15 protein-coding genes are annotated in these 23,655 nt (G+C 31.7%); 8 read left to right on the plus strand and 7 right to left on the minus strand.

What is annotated here, in order from left to right:
• Positions 1-19: 19 nt before the first annotated feature.
• The 4 genes from NNL09_RS12355 to NNL09_RS12370 all read right to left on the minus strand — a co-directional run bounded on the left by NNL09_RS12355 (position 20) and on the right by NNL09_RS12370 (position 9,409).
• Positions 20-3,310, minus strand: coding sequence for a VCBS repeat-containing protein (locus NNL09_RS12355; protein WP_254514249.1), 3,291 nt, complete (start codon positions 3,308-3,310; stop codon positions 20-22).
• Between the two features lie 101 nt (positions 3,311-3,411).
• A complete protein-coding gene (locus tag NNL09_RS12360; protein WP_025665024.1) occupies positions 3,412-5,067 on the minus strand; it encodes a RagB/SusD family nutrient uptake outer membrane protein in 1,656 nt (551 codons plus the stop codon).
• Positions 5,068-5,089: 22 nt separating this feature from the next.
• The gene (locus tag NNL09_RS12365; protein WP_196910820.1) at positions 5,090-8,032 is read right to left on the minus strand and encodes a TonB-dependent receptor; all 2,943 of its coding nucleotides are present in this window, start codon (positions 8,030-8,032) and stop codon (positions 5,090-5,092) included.
• 18 nt (positions 8,033-8,050) lie between these two features.
• The gene (locus NNL09_RS12370) at positions 8,051-9,409 is read right to left on the minus strand and encodes a Gfo/Idh/MocA family protein (RefSeq protein WP_196910821.1); all 1,359 of its coding nucleotides are present in this window, start codon (positions 9,407-9,409) and stop codon (positions 8,051-8,053) included.
• Between the two features lie 391 nt (positions 9,410-9,800).
• Between NNL09_RS12370 and NNL09_RS12375 the strand changes: the two genes are divergently transcribed.
• The 6 genes from NNL09_RS12375 to NNL09_RS12400 all read left to right on the plus strand — a co-directional run bounded on the left by NNL09_RS12375 (position 9,801) and on the right by NNL09_RS12400 (position 19,929).
• Positions 9,801-13,898, plus strand: a complete 4,098-nt coding sequence (locus tag NNL09_RS12375) for an ATP-binding protein (protein WP_196910822.1) — start codon at positions 9,801-9,803, stop codon at positions 13,896-13,898.
• Positions 13,899-14,150: 252 nt separating this feature from the next.
• Positions 14,151-14,468 carry a hypothetical protein gene (locus tag NNL09_RS12380; RefSeq protein ID WP_196910823.1) on the plus strand — a complete coding sequence of 106 codons (318 nt, stop codon included), beginning with the start codon at positions 14,151-14,153 and terminating at the stop codon, positions 14,466-14,468.
• A 123-nt stretch (positions 14,469-14,591) separates the two neighbouring features.
• A complete protein-coding gene (locus NNL09_RS12385) occupies positions 14,592-16,265 on the plus strand; it encodes a peptidase domain-containing ABC transporter (protein ID WP_196910824.1) in 1,674 nt (557 codons plus the stop codon).
• Entirely contained in the window at positions 16,258-17,610 is a 1,353-nt protein-coding gene (locus NNL09_RS12390; protein ID WP_025665018.1) for an HlyD family secretion protein, read from the plus strand. Before NNL09_RS12385 ends, NNL09_RS12390 begins: the two co-directional genes overlap by 8 nt.
• Complete coding sequence (locus NNL09_RS12395) at positions 17,611-19,047, plus strand: TolC family protein (RefSeq protein WP_196910825.1); 1,437 nt, start codon at positions 17,611-17,613, stop codon at positions 19,045-19,047. It abuts the gene before it with no gap.
• Between the two features lie 258 nt (positions 19,048-19,305).
• Entirely contained in the window at positions 19,306-19,929 is a 624-nt protein-coding gene (locus tag NNL09_RS12400; protein WP_196910826.1) for a bifunctional 2-polyprenyl-6-hydroxyphenol methylase/3-demethylubiquinol 3-O-methyltransferase UbiG, read from the plus strand.
• A gap of 61 nt (positions 19,930-19,990) precedes the next feature.
• On the opposite strand, the gene NNL09_RS12405 is transcribed toward NNL09_RS12400, so the two are convergent.
• Positions 19,991-20,740, minus strand: a complete 750-nt coding sequence (locus tag NNL09_RS12405; protein WP_196910827.1) for a LytTR family DNA-binding domain-containing protein — start codon at positions 20,738-20,740, stop codon at positions 19,991-19,993.
• Positions 20,741-20,943: 203 nt separating this feature from the next.
• Here NNL09_RS12405 and NNL09_RS12410 point away from each other — a divergent pair, with 203 nt between their 5' ends.
• Entirely contained in the window at positions 20,944-22,707 is a 1,764-nt protein-coding gene (locus NNL09_RS12410) for a histidine kinase (protein ID WP_196910828.1), read from the plus strand.
• Positions 22,708-22,836: 129 nt separating this feature from the next.
• On the plus strand, positions 22,837-22,995 hold the full coding sequence (locus NNL09_RS12415) for a class I lanthipeptide (RefSeq protein WP_160170078.1): 159 nt from the start codon (positions 22,837-22,839) through the stop codon (positions 22,993-22,995).
• Positions 22,996-23,101: 106 nt separating this feature from the next.
• Here NNL09_RS12415 and NNL09_RS12420 read toward each other — a convergent pair whose 3' ends face one another.
• A complete protein-coding gene (locus NNL09_RS12420; protein ID WP_196910829.1) occupies positions 23,102-23,359 on the minus strand; it encodes a hypothetical protein in 258 nt (85 codons plus the stop codon).
• Between the two features lie 16 nt (positions 23,360-23,375).
• Entirely contained in the window at positions 23,376-23,654 is a 279-nt protein-coding gene (locus NNL09_RS12425) for a DUF1360 domain-containing protein (RefSeq protein ID WP_025665012.1), read from the minus strand.
• Position 23,655: the final 1 nt, after the last annotated feature.

Below are 23,655 nucleotides of genomic sequence, written 5' to 3' on the forward strand. Positions count from 1 at the left end.
TGTTTTATATTCATCATTATTAGTTAACTTCATATAATTGATGCTTACTATTATTATTAATTACAATAACTGTTTTCTTTTTTCGAGAGGTTATCAGCATCATATTTCTCACATCTCTATCTGCATAAAATCCGGTTTCAGCATTTTTTATAGACTCAAATTCCTTTTTTGAGTTCCCTTTAAGATAAACACCTATACCTGCATCGGCACGTGTTGTTTCTACCTCTGTATGATAATTATTTCCTGCCATGAGTAAGTCTTTAATTTGATCACCATCAAAATCTTCATAAAGAATACTATTAATAGGACTCATTTGAGCCTCTGATGGGAATGGTGTGAATTCAAAGCCAATTTTGCTATTAACAAAAATACCAGACCTGAATTCTGTAGCTTGATAGTGAATAGCCGATTGAAAAGTCTCTCCTAATATTTCCTGAATATCACTATTTGCAAAATCGCTATATGTTTTTATCCTTTCTTTTAAGTATGGTATTTGCTCTGCAGTACAATGCTTACCTCTTACAGGGACTTGTTTAGATTTATAATACTTGGCCAACATAATATCTTCTGTACCATTGTTATCAAAATCATTTGTATACACATGAAAAGGCTTTTCTTTTGATGCCTTATGTTTGAAGTTTAATCCTAAATTCCCAGCTATTATATCTTTGTCCCCATCTTTATCGATATCAACGACCAAAATCTTATTCCACCAACCCTTGGTTGATGATAAATCATTATACGTTTCTTTTCTAGAAAGAATACCTTTATCATTACTAAAAACTTCAATACCCATCCATTCTCCAGTAACAATTAGATCTAAATCATTATCGTTGTCAATATCATTCCATTCTGCACTAGTTACCATCCCAATATTTTTTAGGTCTGGCGCCAAATCATCTGTTTTATTAATAAAATTTCCATCTTTATTAATTAACAAATAACTTGTTGGTGCATACGGATATTTCCCTGGAATTACGCGACTTCCTATAAATAGATCAATATCACCATCCTGATCAAAATCTGATGCTTTTACAATAGAACCTGCGGTATTAATGGATGGTAATTTCGATTCTGATCGATTAAAATTATAATCCCCTTCATTAATATACAATCTATCTTGTAATAGTGATGAATCTGGGTCAAACTCATAGCTTCCGCTTACTACATATAAATCTTGATCTCCATCATTATCTGCATCAAAAAAGGTAGCACTTACATCTTCATATGTACTATCTTTTATAAAATCTTGCACAGGTATATTTTTGAAATTTCCATCTTGTGTAGCAATTAATAGCTGTGCAGTTTGATTATGCGCTCCTCCTATAAAAAGATCTTCCGATCCATCGTTATTAAGATCTGTTTTTGCTATCGCAGGCCCTGTTTGTGACAGTTTATGTGGTAACAATAATTGTTTGTCAAAATCATTGAAAGGAATTTCAGTATGTTCAAAATCTAACAAAGTTTCTGTAAAAATCGTATTAGATTTTGTATTGGTATTTTGTTTTGTTGCTTTAATACTTTTGTTGTAATCAATACGTAATAATTGATTCGCTTTTATATTGGTAAGATGTTGTCTGTTTCCATCAGGCCAAATGATCTCTATTTTGGGAACACTAGTATTTTTTCCTAAACCAAAATGTAATGTATTGGACATCGAAGAAAGATATCCTCTGGAGTTTATGAGTTGTCGAGTTAATATTTTTCCATTATTCAGGTATATTTTTATGGTTGTTCCTACTCCGAAAACATTTTTCTTAGCTCCTTTAAAAGTAAATTGCAAAAAATTGTTAGTATTGATCTTTCTCGCATTATTTCTAAGTATTGTTACATTTTCATCTATATTATTGGTAACAATGTCCAAATCTCCATCATTATCTAAATCAACATATACAGCACCATTTGAAAATGTGGGTTTTTCATCTGACCAATCTTCAGTTATATTGTCAAATTTTAGATTTCCTTTATTTTTAAATAAGTAATTAGTTAATTTTTGTTGTGGCAATTTTTGGGTGAATTGATAAAAGTCTTTCTCTTTTAGGGTACTCTTTTTATCGTTGATCGTATTGTTGATTTTGATGTTCATGTCACGATCGACTACATCTCTATAAATACCATTGGTGATATAAATATCATTAAGTCCATCTAAATCAAAATCAGCAAAAAGAACAGACCAACTCCAGTCTGTTTGGGCAAGGCCAGACATATGTGCTATCTCACTAAAGGAACCATTTCTGTTATTTAATTGCATTACGTTATGCATGTACTGATGATGATGGTCGTTTTTAACCATTTTATTAAATCTATCGATAGACATCATAGACATGGTTGTTTTAGATCGTACATGATCTTCTGGGCTCATGTCTAAAACCATTAGATCATTAAATCCATCGTTATTAATATCTCCTATATCACTTCCCATACTATAGTATGAAATGTGTTTAAAAAGTGAATTTCTTTTCTCAGAGAAGGTTCCGTTTTTATTATTTATATATGCAAAATCAGGTCCAATAAAATCATTAGATACATAAATATCCTGCCAACCATCATTATTAAGATCTCCTACCTGCGCATTAAGTCCAAAGCCTAAATCTGGTAAAATTCCTGCTTGTACAGAAACATCTGTGAAATTTCCTTTTCCATCATTATTATATAACTTATCACTACTTTTAAAGAATTGCGTTTTTTTACTATTCTGAATTTTATTTATATCTATTATCTTACCTGATAAATCAAATTCTGCAGGAGCATTAGTAATATAAACATCCAGATCTCCATCTTTATCATAATCAAAGAATGTAGATGAAATCGACCGATTAGTGTCTGCCAAACCATAACGTTTTGCTTGTTCTGTAAAAGTGAGATCTCCATTATTTATATATAGCATATTGGCAAGTTTCTGGTCTCCGTTGTACCAACCAGCCCTATTGATATAGATATCTAAAAAGCCATCATTATTGATATCAACAATAGATACTCCGGTATCAAATCCAACTCTTTTTTTTATTCCGGATTTTATAGTAATATCTTCAAACCGAAAATTTCCTTTATTTAAAAAAAGTTTATTATGATAGATGTTAGAAGTAAAGAAAAGGTCTTCTAATCCATCATTATTGAAATCGGCAGCGGCTACTCCACCACCAATATAGATGTATAGGTATTTATAATAATGTAATTGTTCTGATTCTAATATTTTGTTCTCAAAAGTCACTCCTGTAATCTCTGTTGGGACTGTTGTGAATAATTTCTCTGATGACAAATTATCTACTTGATTATTACAAGAATACAGGAGTGTAAGTACAAAAAACACAATCCAAGTTTTATATGTATAAATCCACATGTTTTTGATATAAGAATACTTTAAATAGTAGAAATAGCATAGACTTCATAAGAAATCTATGCTATTGTATATTAATCATTCTGAATTAATGATGGTTGTAAAATGATCTGTTGTTCTGGAATAAATTCTACAACTCTTGGATGTGTAGATGGTATTTCTAGAAAAGCATTTGTTCCATTTAAATGCGTACCTGGATATTTTCTATTCATTGTACGACCATTTCTATATACATCATATCTTCTATGTCCTTCATAAGCTAACTCTAATCTACGTTCTTCTAAAACAACATCTAATATGGTTTTTCCTGTTGGGATATTAGCTAATGTATATGTAGGGATACCTGCTCTCTCTCTAATGATATTTATATTATCCAATGCCAACTGATCCATACCTCTTTTTGCTAAGGACTCAGCTTTATTCAAATACATTTCTGACAGGCGAGATACCATTGGTGACCAAAGATGTATGTCATTTTCTTGTAATGATGCTTTTAGAATATAGAATTTTGGGTGACCATTACGTTTTTTAAGATCAACTCCTTTAATAACATCCTGTCTACCGTCGGTACCATTAAAATAATATATTGTTTTACCGTCTACAATTTCAGACTCTACGGTGTATGTATTTCCATTGTCTTCAAACGTGGTTATTCCTCCGCTTTCAGTTGTTATTCGAAACTCATAGGCATACTCATCATTTACCCAATACACAGCAGGAATTTCGTTTTGATCACCATCTTTTTCTGGTTGTGGCTCTATAAATGATTTTCTTGCATCGTTAGGATTTCTGTCGATTAAATCCAAATATGTTCTCGAAGCATACATTTCTCCCCAACCTTTACCTTCGACATTGGCATAAAAGGATCCTATTGTAAACCAGTCATCTGAGCCTCCTAAAAGATCTGTAGCAGAACTTAATGTTACAGCAAAAATAGCCTCCTGGTTTTGATCAGGTATTAATGTATTCATTTTTGAAAACTGATCTGTCGAGAGTAAAGCATAATTTCCGGATGCAATAACCTTATTAGCATATTCCTCTGCTCTTATATTATCTTCTTTATATAAATATACTCTGGACAATAATGCTTGTGCGGCTTCTTTTGAAGCAAAAGATGCTCCTTTGTTTACTGTCATTAAAGATTCTGCTTTTTCTAAATCCTTTATAACTTGAGTATATACTTGTTCTACCGTATGTCTATCTGGTCTATCTGTAATATTTGATGTTAATTTAAGTGGTATAGATAAATTTGAAGCACCTTGATTATAAGGTCTTCCAAATACATTTCCCATTTGAAAATATGTAAGTGCTCTTAGGTAATAATTCTCTCCTAATAATTGATCTGTTTCAGGAGATTCTCCTTCTATAATTTTTTCAATAATTACGTTACATCCTACTGCAATTTTATATGAATTACGCCAAAATCGTTCTACTCTAGAGTTGGTTTTTATAGATTGATAATTATATAAAAAGAATAGGTGGTCGGTTGTACCACCACTAAGGCTTACATTATCTCCAGCATATTCTGATATTCTATGTAGATCATCTACCCAACCATCGAAACCTTTATCGCCTTTTAGTAAAGCATAATTACCAACAGTAGCTGTTTCAATTGATTCTGGATCAGAAAATAATTCATCTACCGAAATCTGCTCATAAGGGTTCTTTTCTAACTCACAGGAATGCAGTATAAATGCAATAACTGGCAGTAGTATTATTAATTTTTTCATACTATTTATTTTTAAATGTTTTTTAAAATGATACGTTAACACCTAATACATAGCGTTTTGGTATTGGATAAGTTAATCCAGGGCTTCCTGACAAACCTGTGTTATTAGAATCTCTTGGATTACCTGTAACTGCCGGATCAACACCACTGTACTTTGTAAATGTCAATAAATTGTCTCCGGCTACATATACATTAAGATTGCTTATTCCTATTTTATTTAAGACATTCTGTGGTAAATTATAAGATAATGTAACATTTGTCATTCTTAAATAGCTGGCATCTTCTAAATAACGAGATGAACGTTTATTAGAGTTATTGTTACCGCCTTCAACAACTAAGGGGTGTGTTGCTATATCTCCCGGCTTTTCCCATCTGTTCCAGTCATTGGCTAATACTTGCTGGTTGAAAGTAGTATAGAATCCGTCTGAGTCAAACAATTCTCTGGCACCATTATATAGTTTTCCTCCTTTAGAGAAATTAAAATTAGCAGAAAGTGATACATTTTTATAGCTTAGTCTAGAATCAAATCCTCCTATAAAATCTGGTGAGGACGAATCAACAATTTGTAGAGTAGCATCATTCCAATTACTGGTTTCTGTTCGTTCTCCGGTATCCGGATCAACAACTTCCCACAGTGGATTTCCGTTATCAGGATCAACACCTAACCATTTTCTTATATACCATGAATTCGAATCTTCTCCAACTTTAAATATTTTGGATCCTCTAGGGATTTCTGTTTGTCCATCAAACAACTCTGTAATTTCATTTTTATTAAATCCTATATTAAACCCTAAGTTCCATTCAAAATTTTCACTTTGTATTACATCGACCGAAATCGCGGCTTCATATCCTGTATTGGTTAGGCCTCCTACATTCTCCCAAAATCCGCTATATCCAGTAACATCAGGTAAATTCACGAAGTACAACAGATCAGATGTGTCTTTGTTATAATATTCAAACGTTGCACTTACTCTATCAAACAGTCTTGTGTCGATCGCAATATTTGCTTCATACGATTTTTCCCAACTTAAATCTGGATTTCCCAATTGATCTAATACTGCTCCCGGAGTCCCAATGTATTGTGTGTTTAACCTATATGTTCCTTGGTATGGGTATAAAGATGATGGTCTGTTTCCTACAGACCCATAACTCAATCGCAATTTAAGCTCATTAATAGCTTTACTATTAAAAAACGCTTCATTATGTATGTTCCATCCTGCCCCTAGTGAAAAGAAATTACCATATTGGTCATCTAATCCAAAATTTGAAGCTCCATCTCTACGTATAGAAGCTTTTGCATAATATCGATTGCTAAATCCATAATTTGCAGAGAGAAAAAATGATTGTAATGCATAATCATTCTTGAATCCACTTATCTCTCCAGTTTCGCTCGCAACATTTAAAACCTCTGTTCCGGCAACAATACCATTACCTGTTACGTCTACATTTTCATATTTATAATCATTATACTCATATCCTCCTAAAGCAGTCACAGAATGCTCTCCGAATATATTTGAATATTGTAATATCTGTGTTGTTAATTTGGTAAACCGCTCGTCTATCCTATCATTTATACTTCCACTTGTGGCCAATCCGGAAATTGATCTGGGATCTGTGTATGTTTTTGATTTATAGCGATAATATGTAAAATTATTTACTGATTTAAAAACCAGGTTGGGTACAACTTGATACTCAAAATCAAAGTTTGAACTTAGGTTAAATGTATTATCAGAGGAGTAGTTCCATTGTTGATCATATAAGTAATTTCTTTGATCTCTACCTAGCCAATTAGAATCTTCCTGTGCATTAATTGGTTTACCTTCTGCATCAAAAGGATTATCCCAAGGCAAGTTTAAATACAACTCATATAAGGGAGCCTCTGCAATTTTATCTCTGTTGTCAAAACTAAATGATAATTTGGGACTTATTTTTAAACGCTGTGTAATATCATAATCTAGGTTCATTCGATATGTGTACCTATCTAATTCATTCCCTCGTAAGGTTCCTGTTTCATTATAGTAACCTCCGTTGATAAAAAGTTTTAGTTTTTCGGTTCCCGAAGTAAACGATATGTTTATATCTTTTACAAAGCCATCTTGAGTTCCGTTTTCGATCCAATCATAATTTCGATCCAATAATTCTGATGTAAACCAAGGTTGAGAATTTGAGAATTGAGTATGATACTCATATAATTGTCTCGAGTCCATGACTTCAAATTTTCCCGTATTAAAAGTGTTTATAGCTACTTTTGAACTTACACTAATTTCTGATTTACCTGAAGTTCCTCGTTTTGTAGTAACAATAACTACTCCATTTGCTCCACGAGACCCATAAAGTGACGTTGCAGAAGCATCTTTAAGTACTGATACCGATTGAACATCATTAGGGTTAACTATAGGTATACTATGTTGTATTACACCATCAACCACCCATAGTGGGGTTACTCTACCTCCTAGGGATGAAGAACCTCGTATTAGTATATTTGGGACTGACCCCGGGCTACCACTAGAAGCTCCTAAACGTACCCCGGCTACTTTTCCTTGTAACATTGTAGTCACATCGGGAGTTGTGATATCTTTTAGCTTTTCTGATTTGATATTCACTATTGATGAGGTAATCGTTTCTTTTTTTTGTGTACCATAGGCCACAACAATGATCTCCTCTAATTGACTAATATCTTCTTGTAGGGTAACATTTATTTTTGTTTGTTCATTTACCACTATTTCCTGCGCTATAAATCCTACGTAAGATATTTCAAGAACATCTTTTTCATTAGCCATTATGGTATAATTCCCATCAAAATCTGATGTAGTTCCTTTTGTAGTGCCTTTGATTAGGATAGAAGCTCCAACAACAGGTCTATTTGATGTGTCATAAACCGTTCCTGTTATTGTTTTTTCTTGAGCTAACATACTACTTGAGAAAGCACATATGAAGATCAATAGAATAATCTTTAATTTTTCCATATATTATGATTTAGTGATTTAATACTTACTTTTTATCCAATTATAAGGTTTGCGTTTTACCCACATCCCTCTTGTGAAATCAGGAAAATCTTGTGGTTCTCCATTATTTTCAATAGATAATTCTGATAATGGTGTAATTGCACTCCAAGCTGCTGCGTCATATACATCAAGAGGTGGAGCAATATTTTCTTTTGCAGATTCTACAAACGCATTTAGGACAAAGAAATCCATTCCTCCGTGCCCTGTACCGGTAGCTAATTCACCGTACTTCTGCCATAAAGGGTGATCATATTTTTTGAGCCATTGATCTGCGTTATCCCATTGATGTGGTTTTGATTGTCCTTCTATATACATTCTATTGCCATCAACTTCCCATAATCCATTAGCTCCCTGTACTCTAAACCCTAATGAATAAGGTCTTGGCAGATTGCAATCATGTGTTACAATGATTGTTTCTCCTTTGGCGGTTTCGATTGTAGTGGTAATAACATCTCCCTGCTTAAATTTTACTTTTGCATTTGGGTGCTCTTTTCCTCCATGTTTTACGATATAATTATGTAGTCCAATAGCTTTTGTTGCATTAGAACTTAATGAAGTAAAACGATTGCCTCTATTAACATCGCACATGGTAGCAACTGGCCCCACGCCATGAGTTGGATACACATCTCCATTTCTTAGTACAGAATGTTGGGTTCTCCATTTGGATTCTGATATTCCTTTTTCTCCAAATTCAACACCTTTACCATACGCAGATTTCCCATCATTTAATTTCACAAAACGAAGATCATGTTGATAACCACATCTAAAATGGACCAATTCTCCAAAAACATTCTGCTTTACCATATTTAGAACAGCGAGAACATCTCTACGATAGTTTACATTTTCTAAGATCATTAAATGAGTCCCGGTTGCTTCATGAGTATTTACCAAATCCCAACATTCTTCAATAGTATTGGCTGCAGATACCTCTAGACCGGTATATTTTCCTGCTTTCATAGCATCTACAGCCATTTTGGTATGCCACAACCAAGGTGTAGATATTATTACTGCATCCACATCCTCTAATTCTAGTAAATTTCTGTAATCAAGATCGCTGTTTCCAAAAACTTTAGGCTTTGAAAAATTAGCTTCATCTATTTTCTTTAATGCTATTTTTATTCGTTCGGGATCTATATCACAGATAGCAGTTATATCTATATCTTTTCTATTAAGAGCATTGTTAAAATGGTTCATTCCTCTTAATCCTACCCCGATGAAAGCTAATCTAAGCTTCTTATCTTTTAGGTTAGTGATCGCTCCAAAAGATAAGTTTGAAAGTAGTGATACGCCCGCACTGGCTAGTGCTGTTTTTTTAACAAAATTTCGTCTAGAATTCATTTAAGTTATTTATATGTTAAACTATGAGAATTCAAATATGACGGATACATTCCTTATTAAAGATGATATTTTAAGCGTTTAGGAGTACTATTTAAGACTTAATTACATCAATGCTTATTTTCTCCTCTTTTTTGACGAATTAGACTACTTTTTAAGGTGTTCTTCTAATCTTTTAAGACTGTTTTTAGTGATTTTTATTAATATATTTAACACTACTTTAAGCAATGGATTATCATAGTTGTTAAAAGTTTAATGTTAAAGCATAAACTTGAGATTGTATTAATAACATCTCATATGTGTAATTTTCATATTAGTACAATTACAGAAAATCATATTGTCAAATAATTGTGGTAGAATACAAAGAGATATTTTACTAAAAAATGAGTATTTTATGTTTAGATTAAAAATCTATCTTTTGTTAGGCGTTTTTATGCCATGCTTCCTTTTCTTGCATGGTCAAAATCACACAAGTTTTAGACATCTCTCACCTATTAATGATAATAAATTTGTTATTCCAACTAAAACTGCACAAGATTCATTTGGTAATATTTGGATGTTATGTTCTGATGGGATATTAGTTTACAATGGATATGATTATAGACTGATTAAAAACAAGATGATTTTTCCAGATATTCAGCATAATGACTTTATAAACAATATGCTTGTTGATTATAACAAAAATATATGGATAACCTCTCAATTTGGATTGATATCAAAATATGTAGCAATAGCTAATCAATTTGAAGATATGACTATTTTGTTACCCAAAAATGATGTTGTAGGCTCTATTGTCGCAAAAAAAGAAAGTATTTGGTTGGCCTCTAAGCTTGGTAACATTTACAGATATGTCGATTCTAAAATGAACTTTATCGCTACAATTTCAAACAGCGGTTCTGAAATCAAAAATATTATGGATATTGACATATTAAACTCTTCTGAAATATATGTTAGTACCAACAGTGGTACAATTTATAATTATTCTTTAAAATCAAAACAGACAACAGAATTAGTAGGGCCATTTACTAACTATCCCGGAAATATTATCCTGACTTCAGATATCAATAATAAGCTTTGGGTAGGAACCGAAACTTATGGGTTATTTGTCTATGATCCTATCAACAAACAATTTATCCAAGATTCTTTTTTTGAGGAGGAGAAGTTTAATATCAACAAGGAGATGTTCTTGTCACTATTTTGCAGTAAAGATGGATATATGTGGGGAGGAACAGATGGAGGCGGATTGTACAAAATAAATATAAACAGTGGAGAGGTTGATTTATTTACAAGGCAATATTCTAATGAATTTTCCTTGAGTAGCAATACAATTTTGGATATTAATGAAGATAACCACAAAAACATATGGATTACAACAAACTATGGTAAACTTAATATTCTTCCCAACAGAAATAATAAAATTAGCTACCATGAAGGCTCTGATAACAACACTCCTCTTAGGGTATTAAGCATTCTTAAAAGCTCTAAAGATGTTTTGTGGATTGGAACAGATGGATCTGGATTAACAAGAGTGACCTATAATACCGATGGAAGTACAAAAGAAAAGCGATACTTTAATGATATATCTCTAAATAGAGGGTTTTATATTCAATCCATTACAGAAGATAATCTATCAAATATTTGGTTTGGAACCTATAAAAATGGTTTATGGCATCACAATACAAGTAAAAACACTTTTGAAAAGATAAATATTTATAACTCTAATAAACAGGAAGCGACAGATATAAGAACTGTGTTTTCTGATTCTAAAGGACGTATTTGGATCGGATCAAATCTTTCTATTAATGTCTACTCTTCTGATTTAAAGCTTCTAGCTGTTTTCGATAATAATTCTAAAGGGTTAAAAGGTACTAACACAGAAAGTATTCTGGAAGATAGAAATGGTATTATATGGTTAGGACTTTATAATGGAGGATTATTTCAATTTAATGAACATCATCCTTCCGATATACAACATTCTACATTTATTGATTATTCACAAAAAAACAAAAACTACAAAGACCAAATCCATGCTGTTAAATCTATGGTTCTAGGCGACCCTGGAGAAATATGGTTAATTAACAGATTAGGTAAGTTATTAAAATTTAATACTAAAGATAAAATGTATACCACATTTGAAGATGTAGAATCTATTGGTGAAAAAATATTTATTGCAATTCTTAAAGATAAAAATAATGACTTATGGATGAGTTCCAAAAATAATGGTATTAGCCACCTAGATGTAAAAAGACTTATTCTAAAAACGTATTATGATACAGATGGGCTTCAAGATAATATATTTTTACCAAGAAGTAAATTTAAAGATACACAGGATCTTTTGTACTTTGGAGGTGTTAAAGGGTTAAATAGCTTTGATCCAAAACATCTAAACAAAAAGGCTTCTGAAACTAAATTATATATAAACAGTATAGAAATACTTAATCAACCCGTTTATTCATTATTACCTCACAAAACTACTACAGGAATATCTAATATTGAATCTCTAAAATTAAAACATAATCAATCTCATTTTTCATTTAGATTTTATGCAATAGATAATATTTTAAATCCAAGTTATTACTATGCTTATAGATTAAAAGGGTTTGATGAAAATTGGATAGCCAGCCAATCAGAACGTTTGGCCACTTATACAAATATTCCCTCTGGAAACTACACTTTTGAGATTAAAGCAGGAACCAAAAAAGGGGTTTGGGATCTTCCCGAAAAAAAAATAGCTATTACCATACAGCAACCTCCATGGAATACACCTCTGGCTTATATTTTTTATCTGCTTATCCTCATATTGACTGCTTATGGAATAAGAAGATGGTATTCTTTAAGGAAAAAACTGTTTCTAGAAAAGGTAAGTCATAAAAAAGAAAATGAACTGCATGATTTGAAGATGAATTTCTTTGCAAAAATGTCTCATGAAATTCAAACACCAATTACATTGATCCTTGGCCCTATAGATGATATGTTAAAAAAAGCCGAAAAGAATGGGAATTTATTATTAAAGCAGCGTTTGGAGATTATGTCTTATAATACCAAACGTCTTTCTAAAATTGCACGAGAATTAACACTGGTTAGAAATAAAGAATTAGGAGCGTTAAGATTAACAGTAACCAAAAATGATTTACATAAAGACATAGAAAATATCTCTATATCCTTTAAGGAATTAGCCAGAAAAAGAAAGATTGATTTTATCGTGAATTGCCCTAAAAATCTACCTGCAACCTGGTATGATAAAGAAAAATTAGAACATGTAATTTATAATTTGCTTTCTAATGCTTTTAAGTTTACTCCTAAAGAGGGCAATATTTTTTTAAATATTGTACCGGTTAATAATAAAAAATTTATCAAATTATCTGTTATAGATTCTGGACCGGGAATTTCGGACGAAGAACTACAGCATATTTTCAAGCTATTTTATCAATCAGATATTGGTAAAAAAAATAAAGGTGCAGGTATAGGGTTAGCGCTCACCAAAGAATTAATAAACTTACATAAAGGCAAGATTAAGGTTAACTCTAACACTATAGAAGGCACAACATTTATTATTAAATTTCCAATTACAGAAAATGCCTATACCGAAACCGAGAGAATTATAACTGATGATGCAGAAGAACCTAATAATTTTTCTTTAGTAGAAAATGATACTTTAATTAGAGAAGAAGAATTAGACCTATCAAAAAAAACTATTTTAATAGTAGAAGATAATTTTGACCTACAAACTTTTTTAAAAGAGTTGTTACATATCAAATATAATATCATCATGGCCGAAAATGGCGAAGAAGGTTATTATTATGCAAAAAATAATTTTCCCGATCTGATCTTAAGTGATATTGTCATGCCAAAGTTAGATGGTATTGAAATGTGTAAAAAACTTCAAAAAGACCAGGTAACTATGCATATCCCGATTATATTGCTTACTGCTAAAAACTCTACGAAAGCTAAATTATCAGGACTTAAATCTGGTGCGATAGAATATATCAATAAACCATTCAATACGAATGAATTATTATTGAAGGTAAAAAATATTATTTCATCTAAAGAGCATATCATATCAAAATATCGTAAAGAAATTATTAGTAGCCCGAAAGTCAGATTAGAAAGGTCGCAAGACGAAATTTTTCTTGAAAACCTTGTATCTAATATAAATTTAAGAATAGATGACGCTGATTTTAAAATGGAAGAACTTGCCGAATCCTTGCACATGGGGTATTCTAGTCTTTACCGAAAATGCCAAGCATTAACAGGAAATAGTCTAGTTGATTTTGTACGGTTGATGCGTTTGAAAAAAGCTGCCGTTTTAATTACAAAATATGGCTATAATATTTCTGAGGCATCCTTTATGACCGGGTTTAATGATCCAAAATATTTTTCGAAATGTTTCAAGAAATATTTTAAAAAAACTCCTAAAATATTTAAAAAAGAAGCTAAAGAAATGGGTACTATTGCGTATCTAAAAAAGCATCGAGTAGATACTACTTTTTAACATGCTTATATATTTCAAGAATTTTTAGATTAGAAAAAAGATTGTAGCTCATCTAGGTTAACACAAGATCATAATGCATCCATATTAAAAAACTTCAGGTTTTTAGTATAATCTAACTACGGTTAATTGTTAAACTATTATTAATTATAGTTAAACTTCGTTATGTAATAGTATTACTATTATATCTTTGTAATAAGAATGCGAAAACAATATTGTTCGTTTTTATCACGATCTCGTATTAAAAACTATAAAATGAATTTGTGCAGAAAAGACATATTAGCATTTTTTAAAAGCTTCACAATATTGGTGCTACTGCTTGCTGTATTTATTCAACCTTTGGCTGAAACCATAAGCTTTTTTGCAGATTCTTCTTATGAATTAGTTCATGTAGATGATGAAGAAAACATAGAGAAAGAAGAGCAACAGAAAGATGGAGAAAACGAATTACAGTTTTTAGATATACATAATCATCTTCTAGAATATGGTATAGAATTTTCTGTCTATTCATCTCCAAATATGTATGGTAATCTTTATATAGAAATTCTTATTCCACCACCAGATTTGGCATAAAATTATTCTAATTATTTCGTATAGGTTTCCTAATTCTTGAGGAAACATTTCATTCAGATTATATAACAAAATAAGGATTAATACCCATTGATCCCTAACCATTAACACCCAATTCTAAGTTAAATGGAAAATAAAATATCACCCTGGAGGAGGTTTTTAAGCCTTCTTGAACTCGATAAAAAAGATATTCGTCAAATTTTCTACTACGCCATTTTTGCTGGTTTAGTAGCGCTCACTCTACCACTGGGAATACAGGCCATCATAAACCTTATTCAAGGTGCCCAGGTATCTACCTCGTGGATTGTACTTGTGGTTCTTGTCACAATGGGAGTAGCATTTCAAGGAGTTTTACAATTGATGCAAATACGCATTTTAGAAAATATGCAACAAAAAATTTTTACCAGAGCCTCTTTTGAGTTTGCGTATCGGTTTCCTAAAATAAAAATGAAAGAGCTAAATAATTACTATCCACCAGAATTGGCCAACCGATTTTTTGATGTATTAACAATACAAAAAGGGCTATCAAAAATTCTAATAGATTTTCCGGCTGCTACACTACAAATCATATTTGGTTTGATATTGCTATCCTTTTATCATTCTTTCTTTATTATTTATGGGTTTTTATTAATCATACTCATCTATGTGGTCTTTAAGTTTACAGCAAAAAGAGGACTTGAAACCAGTCTTGTAGAATCAAAAAGTAAATATAAGGTTGCGCATTGGTTGCAAGAAATAGCTAGATCACTCATTAGTTTTAAGCTTTCTGGGAACACAGATTTAGCGATGAAACGTAATGATGATCTAACCACAAACTACCTCGAAGCTCGTGAAAGCCACTTTAAAGTACTCGTATTGCAGTTTATTCAACTTATCGGTTTTAAAGTTCTTGTGACTGCCGGATTACTAATTGTTGGTGGGTTATTAGTGCTTAATCAGCAAATGAATATAGGGCAGTTTGTAGCTGCAGAAATTATCATTTTACTTGTTATTGGTTCGGTCGAAAAACTGATCAAAGGATTAGAATCATTTTATGATGTACTAACCTCATTAGAAAAAATAGGACAGTTTGTAGATAAAGAACAAGAGATGCAATCTGGAGAAGATCCATTTACAAACGAACAAGATTTACATATAGAGATCGACAACCTAAAATATAATACACAAGAAGGTCAAGAAGTGCTGAGTGGCATTGATTTCAGTATAAAAAAAGCCGATAGAATTCTATTTGATGGAGCTTCGGGAGCAGGAAAGACGACCTTAATTAAAATCCTTTCTGGCCTTATATCACCTACCACTGGAGCATTGTATATTAATGGTGTTTCTATAAAAGGTCTCTGGCTCAATAAATATCGTGCTTATATAGGACAAGTACTCCCTGTACAGTCCCCATTCGAAGGTACTATCCTGGATAACATAACCTTTGGAAACAAAGAGATTTCACAAGAACATTTGCATTCTGTACTCAAAAATCTTGGACTACTGTCTTTTATAAAAGAGCAACCTAATGGAATCAATACAATGTTGTATCCCGAAGGGCAACAAATCCCGTTTACAGTATCCAAGCGAATAGTACTCGCAAGAGCTATTATCCATAACCCCAAATTACTCTTACTTAAAGATCCTTTAGAACATTTTGAAATAGATGAGGCTTCTCGAATTATCAAGTATTTAACAGCTCCAGAACGCCCCTGGGCACTTATAATCTCTAGCCAAAATGGGCAATGGAAAAACTATTGCAATCAAACCATTAAAATTTCAGAAGGAAGAATAACCTCTAAGAACACAAACAATGCTTAATATCTCTCATAATCAATTAAACAAAAAAGTATCGCTTGAAGGATATACTGCTTTTTCAAAAGCATTTACTTCAAGACACAATAAACTATTCAATAGGTTTTTAGGTGTTTTTGCTATCATTGTTATTATCATCCTCTTTTTACCATGGACGCAAAATGTAAATGGCAATGGCTATGTAACTACATTAACACCAGATCAAAGACCGCAGACAATACAATCACCTATACCAGGACGTATTGAAAAATGGTATGTTAAAGAAGGTGATTTTGTGAAAAAAGGTGATACCATTTTATTTATTTCTGAAATAAAAAACGAGTATCAAGATCCACATTTAGTCCAACGTACTAATCAGCAACGGGACGCTAAAAATCGATCAGTAATATCCTATCAAGAAAAGATTAAGGCATTAGAAAGTCAAGTAAGCGCATTAAATAATGAGCGACAACTAAAACTTTCGCAAGCTAAAAATAAGCTAAAACAATCTCGATTAAAAGTAAAGAGTGATAGTGTTGATTTACAGGCTTATATGGCGAATTTTGATATTGCTCAACGCCAGTTCGATCGTACTGTAATTCTGCAAAGTGAAGGTTTAAAAGCGATGATTGATGTAGAGGAAAAACGTCTAAAGTTACAAGAAACACAAGCCAAATTAATCTCTCAGAAAAACAAATTGCTTGCTAATCAAAATGAAGTGCTTAATGCAAATATTGAGATTAACCGGGTTGCTGCCGAGTATGCCGATAAAATTGCCAAATCACGTAGTGAACGTTTTACAGCAGAGTCAAGCCAGTTTGAGGCAGAAGCACAAGTTACTAAACTTGAAAATCAGTCGGCTAATTATCAGATACGTAATGCTTTGTACTATATCACAGCACCGCAAAATGGTTATATAAACAAAGCCCTACGCGGGGGATTGGGCGAAACTTTTAAGGAAGGCGAAAAGCTTGTAGGTATTATGCCTGTAGAATATGATCTCGCTGTAGAGACTTTTGTAAACCCTATAGATTTACCATTAATACATATTGGAGAGAGCGTTAGGGTTCAATTTGATGGCTGGCCTGCTATTTTCTTTAGTGGTTGGCCTAATGCATCTTACGGAACCTATGCAGGAAAAATTGTTGCTATAGAAACCTTTATAAGCGTTAATGGAAAATTTAGAATTCTCATTGCTCCCGATAATGCAGAGAATCCATGGCCTAAAAATATTCGTGTAGGCTCTGGTGCATATACTATAGCATTATTAGAAAACGTACCAATTTGGTATGAACTGTGGCGCCAATTAAATGGCTTTCCACCTAATTATTACATCCGGGATAAAAAAGAATCAACTAAAGCTAAAAAGTAAATGACAACAGGTATTAAATATATCATTGCACTGATTTTGCTCCCTTTTGCAAAACCTGTGCTGAGCCAGAGTAGAGTAGCTGAAACAAAACAAAATACAACTACTTCATTAGCGCAAACACTTACTTTTGAAGAATATTTGGGCTATGTAAAAAAGCATCACCCGCTAATGAAACAAGCCGAACTTACATTAAGTATAGGTGAGGCAAATTTGTTAAAAGCACGTGGCGGATTTGATCCAAAAATCGAAGTAGATTATGATCGAAAGAAATTTAAAAATACTGAATATTACGATCAATTAAGTGCTACTTTTAAAATACCCACTTGGTACGGTATTGAGTTTAAAGCAAATTTTGAAGAAAATACAGGCGAATTTCTAAATCCAAATCGTACTGTTCCTGATGGAGGTCTATATAGTGCAGGTGTTTCATTTTCGCTGGCCCAAGGCTTTTTGATCAACGAACGCATGGCCTCGCTTAAAAAAGCACGTTTTTTTAAGGAGCAAACCAAAGCCGATAGAGATGTACTTGTTAATACACTATTGTTCGAAGCTAGTAAAGCTTACTTAGAGTGGTTAAAAGCTACTAATGAACAGCTTATTTATACAACTTTTCTAAAAAATGCGAATACACGTCTTATGGCCGTAGAGCGTAGTGTCGAAACAGGTGAAAAAGCAGCCATTGATATTACTGAAGCCAGAATTACATTACAGAACAGACAACTTAATCTGGAAGCAGCTTCTTTAAAAAGAAAAAAGGCAGCTCTAATAGTTAGTAATTATTTGTGGCTAAATGATATACCAATGGAGGTTAAAGAGGATGTAGTACCGGTAGTACCAGAATTAAATACGTTAGAAGCTTCCCTCTTATTAGAAGGCATTACGAATACTTCGGGATTACTTAACAATCACCCTAAATTATTGAGTCTTGATGCCAAAATTGAGGGACTTACCGTAGAACGTTCTTTAAAACTAAATAAATTACTGCCTAAAATAAATATTCAGTATAATTTCTTAACACCAAAAATTGATCAAATACACACGTTTAATACTACGAATTATAAAGCATTTGTAAATTTTAGTTTACCATTATTTTTGCGCAAAGCAAGAGGAGATTTACGATTGGCGAATTTAAAATTACAAGATGCCAATCTTGAGCGGATATCGACAGCGATTACTCTTCAAAATAAAATAGATGCTGTTTATGCAGAGATTAATTCACTTACTAAGCAAAATCAATTAATAAGGAATATCGTCATAGATTATGAAGCGTTAGTTAAAGCAGAAGAACGCAAATTCTTTTTAGGAGAAAGCTCGTTATTTATCATAAACTCACGGGAACAAAAATTACTCGATATACAGCTAAAAGAAAATATTTTGCTTATTAAACGACTTATGACAACAGCTAGTTTATATAACACTTTGGGGTTATCTGTTTAAATAAAAAATGTGAAAGCAATGACTTGTGGTTTCGTATATATAGAAGAGAATATTCATGAAATCAAATAGGTTATTATTTCTAGGAGAAAATAGAAATGTTTTTTGTTTTGTTAGATAAACTATTTGCCCTAAATATAACTTGGTGTAAGTCCTATTAAATTACAGATCTATCCTATTCTTTGGATGATAACGAGAGCTATTTTTGTACATAAATAACGAGTAGTAATTTATGTATTGGTAAATGTAAACCGAATCGATATGAATCAGAAATGGGATAATAGATATAAAATTCAAGAATTTGCTTATGGTAAAGAACCTAATGTGTTTTTTAAAGAATGGCTTCAAAAATTTGAACCAGGATCTATATTGATGCCAGCAGACGGGGAGGGGCGTAACGGGGTATTTGCAGCGCAACTCGGGTGGAAAGTAACTTCATTCGACCTAAGTATAGAAGGGCAGTCAAAAGCAATACAACTAGCAAAAGAGAATCATGTAACTCTTGATTATATTGTGGGAAATCTAGAACAACTTAAGTTTAAAAAAGAAGCATTTGATATGATCGGACTTGTGTATGCTCATTTTTCTGCCGAAAAGAAGTCAGTATTTCACAAGAAATTAAACGACTATCTCAAAGAAGGTGGCATTATTATTTTAGAAGCTTTTAGCAAAAACCATATACCCCTTAGAAAGCTTAATCCTAAAGTTGGAGGCCCAAACGATATTGATATGCTGTACTCTAAAGAAGAAATAATAGCTGACTTCAAAAATTATGAAATAGTAGTATTAGAGGAAGAAGAAATTCTATTAAATGAAGGTAAATATCATATAGGAAAAGGATCGGTGATTAGATTTGTAGCAAGAAAATTGGCTAATACCTATTAATATTCATGATTAACCTTAATCGTTTCTTGATCAGTATTTTTTAGCAATCTAGCCTGTTTTCTTATAATGATAACTCATTTATCATATTTACTAATTTGGATTTATTTCTAGTAGAAATATTCACTTTGTCGTTATTACTTAAAACTATGGTTTCTTTTTTATATATAGATGTGATATGATTTAGATTGATCAAATCAAATCTACTTGCCCTAAAAAAGTTTTTCTTTTCTAATAAATCACTATAATATCCTAGTGATTTAGAAGCCACAAGATTTCTTTTATCGCTTAAATAGAAAAGAGTATAATTTCCATCAGCAACACAACGAATAATATCAGAAAAATTAACAGCAATATGTTTGTTGCCAATATGTAGCAAAAACTTTTTCCCATTTTCATGAATCATTTCTTTTAGCATTTCATACTTATAAAACTCAAACATTCTTTGTTTAAATGTGTTGTATTTTTTAAATATCGCCAACAGTCGATTTGCGTTTATGGGTTTGGTTAGAAAATTTAATGCATAATACTCTAAAGCTTTTTCCATAAATTCTCCATGCGCAGAAATAAAAATGACTTCAAAATTTGGATTAGGAAAGGCATCCAAAATTGAAAATGCATTTCCATCTTTTAATACAATGTCCATTAAGACAATCTCTGGCCGAGTTTTATTAATTAAATCAATGGCATCAGAAACAGAACATGAAAACCCTTCAATACTTACAGCTTCGTTTTCTTTGATTAGAATTTTTTCGAGATATTTTACTGTATCAAGATCATCTTCTATAATTACAACCTTTATTTTTTTTTTCATTGCTTTGTTAGGAAATAAACCTTTATTAGAAATAAATGATTTCAAATTTAGAATCAAAAAAGATAGGTATAATATTTATATTAAGCTTAATCAGCTTTTCATTCAATATATATGCTCAAAAAGAATATTCTTATAAAGAAATTTCTGAATATAAAATAAAACCGTTGAATGGAGAAAATTTGATCACTTTCAAAAAGATTCTTTTGGATAACGAACTAACATATGGATGGACTAAATACAATGCGTATTACAGTTATTATATGTTGAAAGAACAAAAACGTGATTCTGCCATCTTTTATGCTAACAAAGCTATAGTTATCTATGAAAGAGTAAAAAATAAGTACCCTAAAGAAGAAGCTAATCTCATTAACGCATATTTTGCAAAAGGAAGATCATATGCAGAGAATAAGGATTACCAAAATTCTACAATTGCTCTACTTAAGTGTTTAGAAATTGAAAAAAGATATCCTTCAAAAGCAAGAGGTTATCTTTTTACCGGAATAGCAAATAATCATTTAGCGATAGGAAATGATAGTTTAGCACTAAATTTTTATAAAAAAGCATTAAAAGATTCATTTTATGTTTCTACTCCGAGATCTTTAATCACAGCGCTTACCAGGGTTGGTGCACTATATGATTATGATTTTTTAAATAAAATTGATTCGGCCAAATATTATACTCATAAAGCAATTAAACGCTCTTTAGCATTAGATTATAAAAACAACCTCTCTACTTTATACGGAAATTTAGGAAGTCTTTATAAACGAGAAAATAAAATAGATTCTACTATTATATATTACACTAAAGCACATGAAATCCTAAAAGAACATAAACCAATTACTAAAGAAGGAGCATTAAAAACATCTCTTTATGATATCGCAAATTATAGTTACGTAAAAATTCATTCTGGTAAACTTGATGAGGCTATTATGGATTTACAAAGCGTTTTAGATAGCTTAGGTAAGTTCACCGAATATAATAAAGATGATAAAGGGCTTTTTCTTTCGGTATATGAAAACATGACTCTCGCTTATCAAAATAAGGGGAATTATATTAAGTCTAATGCAGTCCTGAAAGAGAAAGAAGAATTCTTAAACCAGTTTCATAAACAGCAATTAAAGCAAGAATTAGAAAAACTACAAGTTAAGTATGAAACCAAAAAAAGGAAATCTGAAATTCAACGTTTGAAGACACTTACGGCTGACCAAAAGACAATTCAAAAGCAGCGAAATATTATATTCTATAGTATTATTGCGTTAATGCTAATTTTCTTGATTGGTGTCATCTTTTATTTTTATCAAAAGAAACTCAATGATAAATTTAAAAAAGTAGTTCTGCAACAACAATTATTAAGAACACAAATGAACCCTCATTTTATTTTTAATGCTCTTAATAAGATTATTGTATTAAATGAAGAACAACCTAATAAGGTGCAGAATTATGTTTTAGGGTTGTCTAAACTAATAAGACTTACGCTTGAAAATTCTAGAGAAGAATATGTCCCTTTAGAAAAAGAAGTAGGAGCATTAGAGAATTATTTGATATTACAGTCTAATTTCTCAACAAGTTTCACGTATACTATTGAAATGGATCCTGAAATAGAATTAGAATTTTACCATATTCCTCCAATGATAATACAGCCATTTGTAGAGAATGCAATTATTCATGGAATCGCAGAAAAAAAAGAAAAAGGAATCGTAAAAGTAATATTTGAAACGAATACGGAAAACACAATAATTTGTAATGTGATCGACAATGGAATTGGGTATTCTCATCAATTTAATAAGAATATTTCTAGACCAAAGGATCATACTTCGTTATCAGAAAAAATTGTACGAGAACGATTGGCCATTTATAATAAAAAACTCAAATCCGATGCTTCTTTAGAAATTAAGGATTTAAAAAACGAAACTAATGATCGCATAGGTTCTGTTGTAAGAATAGTACTTCCTTTTTATAGTATTTAGATGCTTTCACATGTTGTTGGTTGACGCTTAGATGAAAAACAGCTTCGCTTATGTATTTGTCCTTCGAAAAAAACTTTATTAAAGGTTTCTTTATGATAGTATTATTCTTAAATCTAATATGTAAATATCATGAAGAAACAAAAATTAACATCAAAATTAACATTGTCAAAACAAGTGATCACTAAATTGCAATCTAGTAGCATAAGAGGAGGAGGTACCCAAATTTGTAGTAATACCAATGCAGGATATGGTTGCCCTCAAAGACAAACAAAGTTTTGTGATGCTTAATACCAAATGCATAAAAAATGATGTTATGCATTATTTTTTATAAAACAAAGGGATAATCAAAAAGATTATCCCTTTGTTTTTAAGTACTGACGCGATTTACGAAACTCTAAATGATACTTTCTAAAAGAGGCTCGGCCATGGCTGCTGATACATCTCTGGTATCAATAGTGATAATATGCCCGTGATATTTAAAATGATATCGAATGTGAGTCAATGCGCCTCTATAAAACCATGCAGTATTTCCTGTGTATTTAAATTTTGTATTTATGTTCTTCAGAATTGGTAAAGAAGATTTTTCTTTTGACCCTTTTTTAGGGTTGAGTGCTCTGGTTAGTTCTAAACGTTTTTGTGAACAACACGACATAATTTTCTTTTTTAAATTATTGTTTTGATGTAGCTTGTTCTAACAAACAAGCAAACCCCGATAATGCAAACCAAAGCAAGAGTATTTGACTCCAGCTCTCTCCTTTCCAAATTGCAAAAGGTAAGCTTACCCATATGCTAAGGCAATAAAAACAATCGAATAAGGATCCAAAAAATCCTTGCCCTAACCATTTCCTGATTGTAATTATGATATCGAAGGGGCCGTCTTCGGCACTACATAAATGTGTAATTCTCCAGATGCACAGCCCCTTTAAAATAAATATAAACCAATCCATT

This window comes from Aquimarina sp. EL_43 (genome assembly GCF_943422735.1).
Classification (GTDB): domain Bacteria; phylum Bacteroidota; class Bacteroidia; order Flavobacteriales; family Flavobacteriaceae; genus Aquimarina; species Aquimarina megaterium.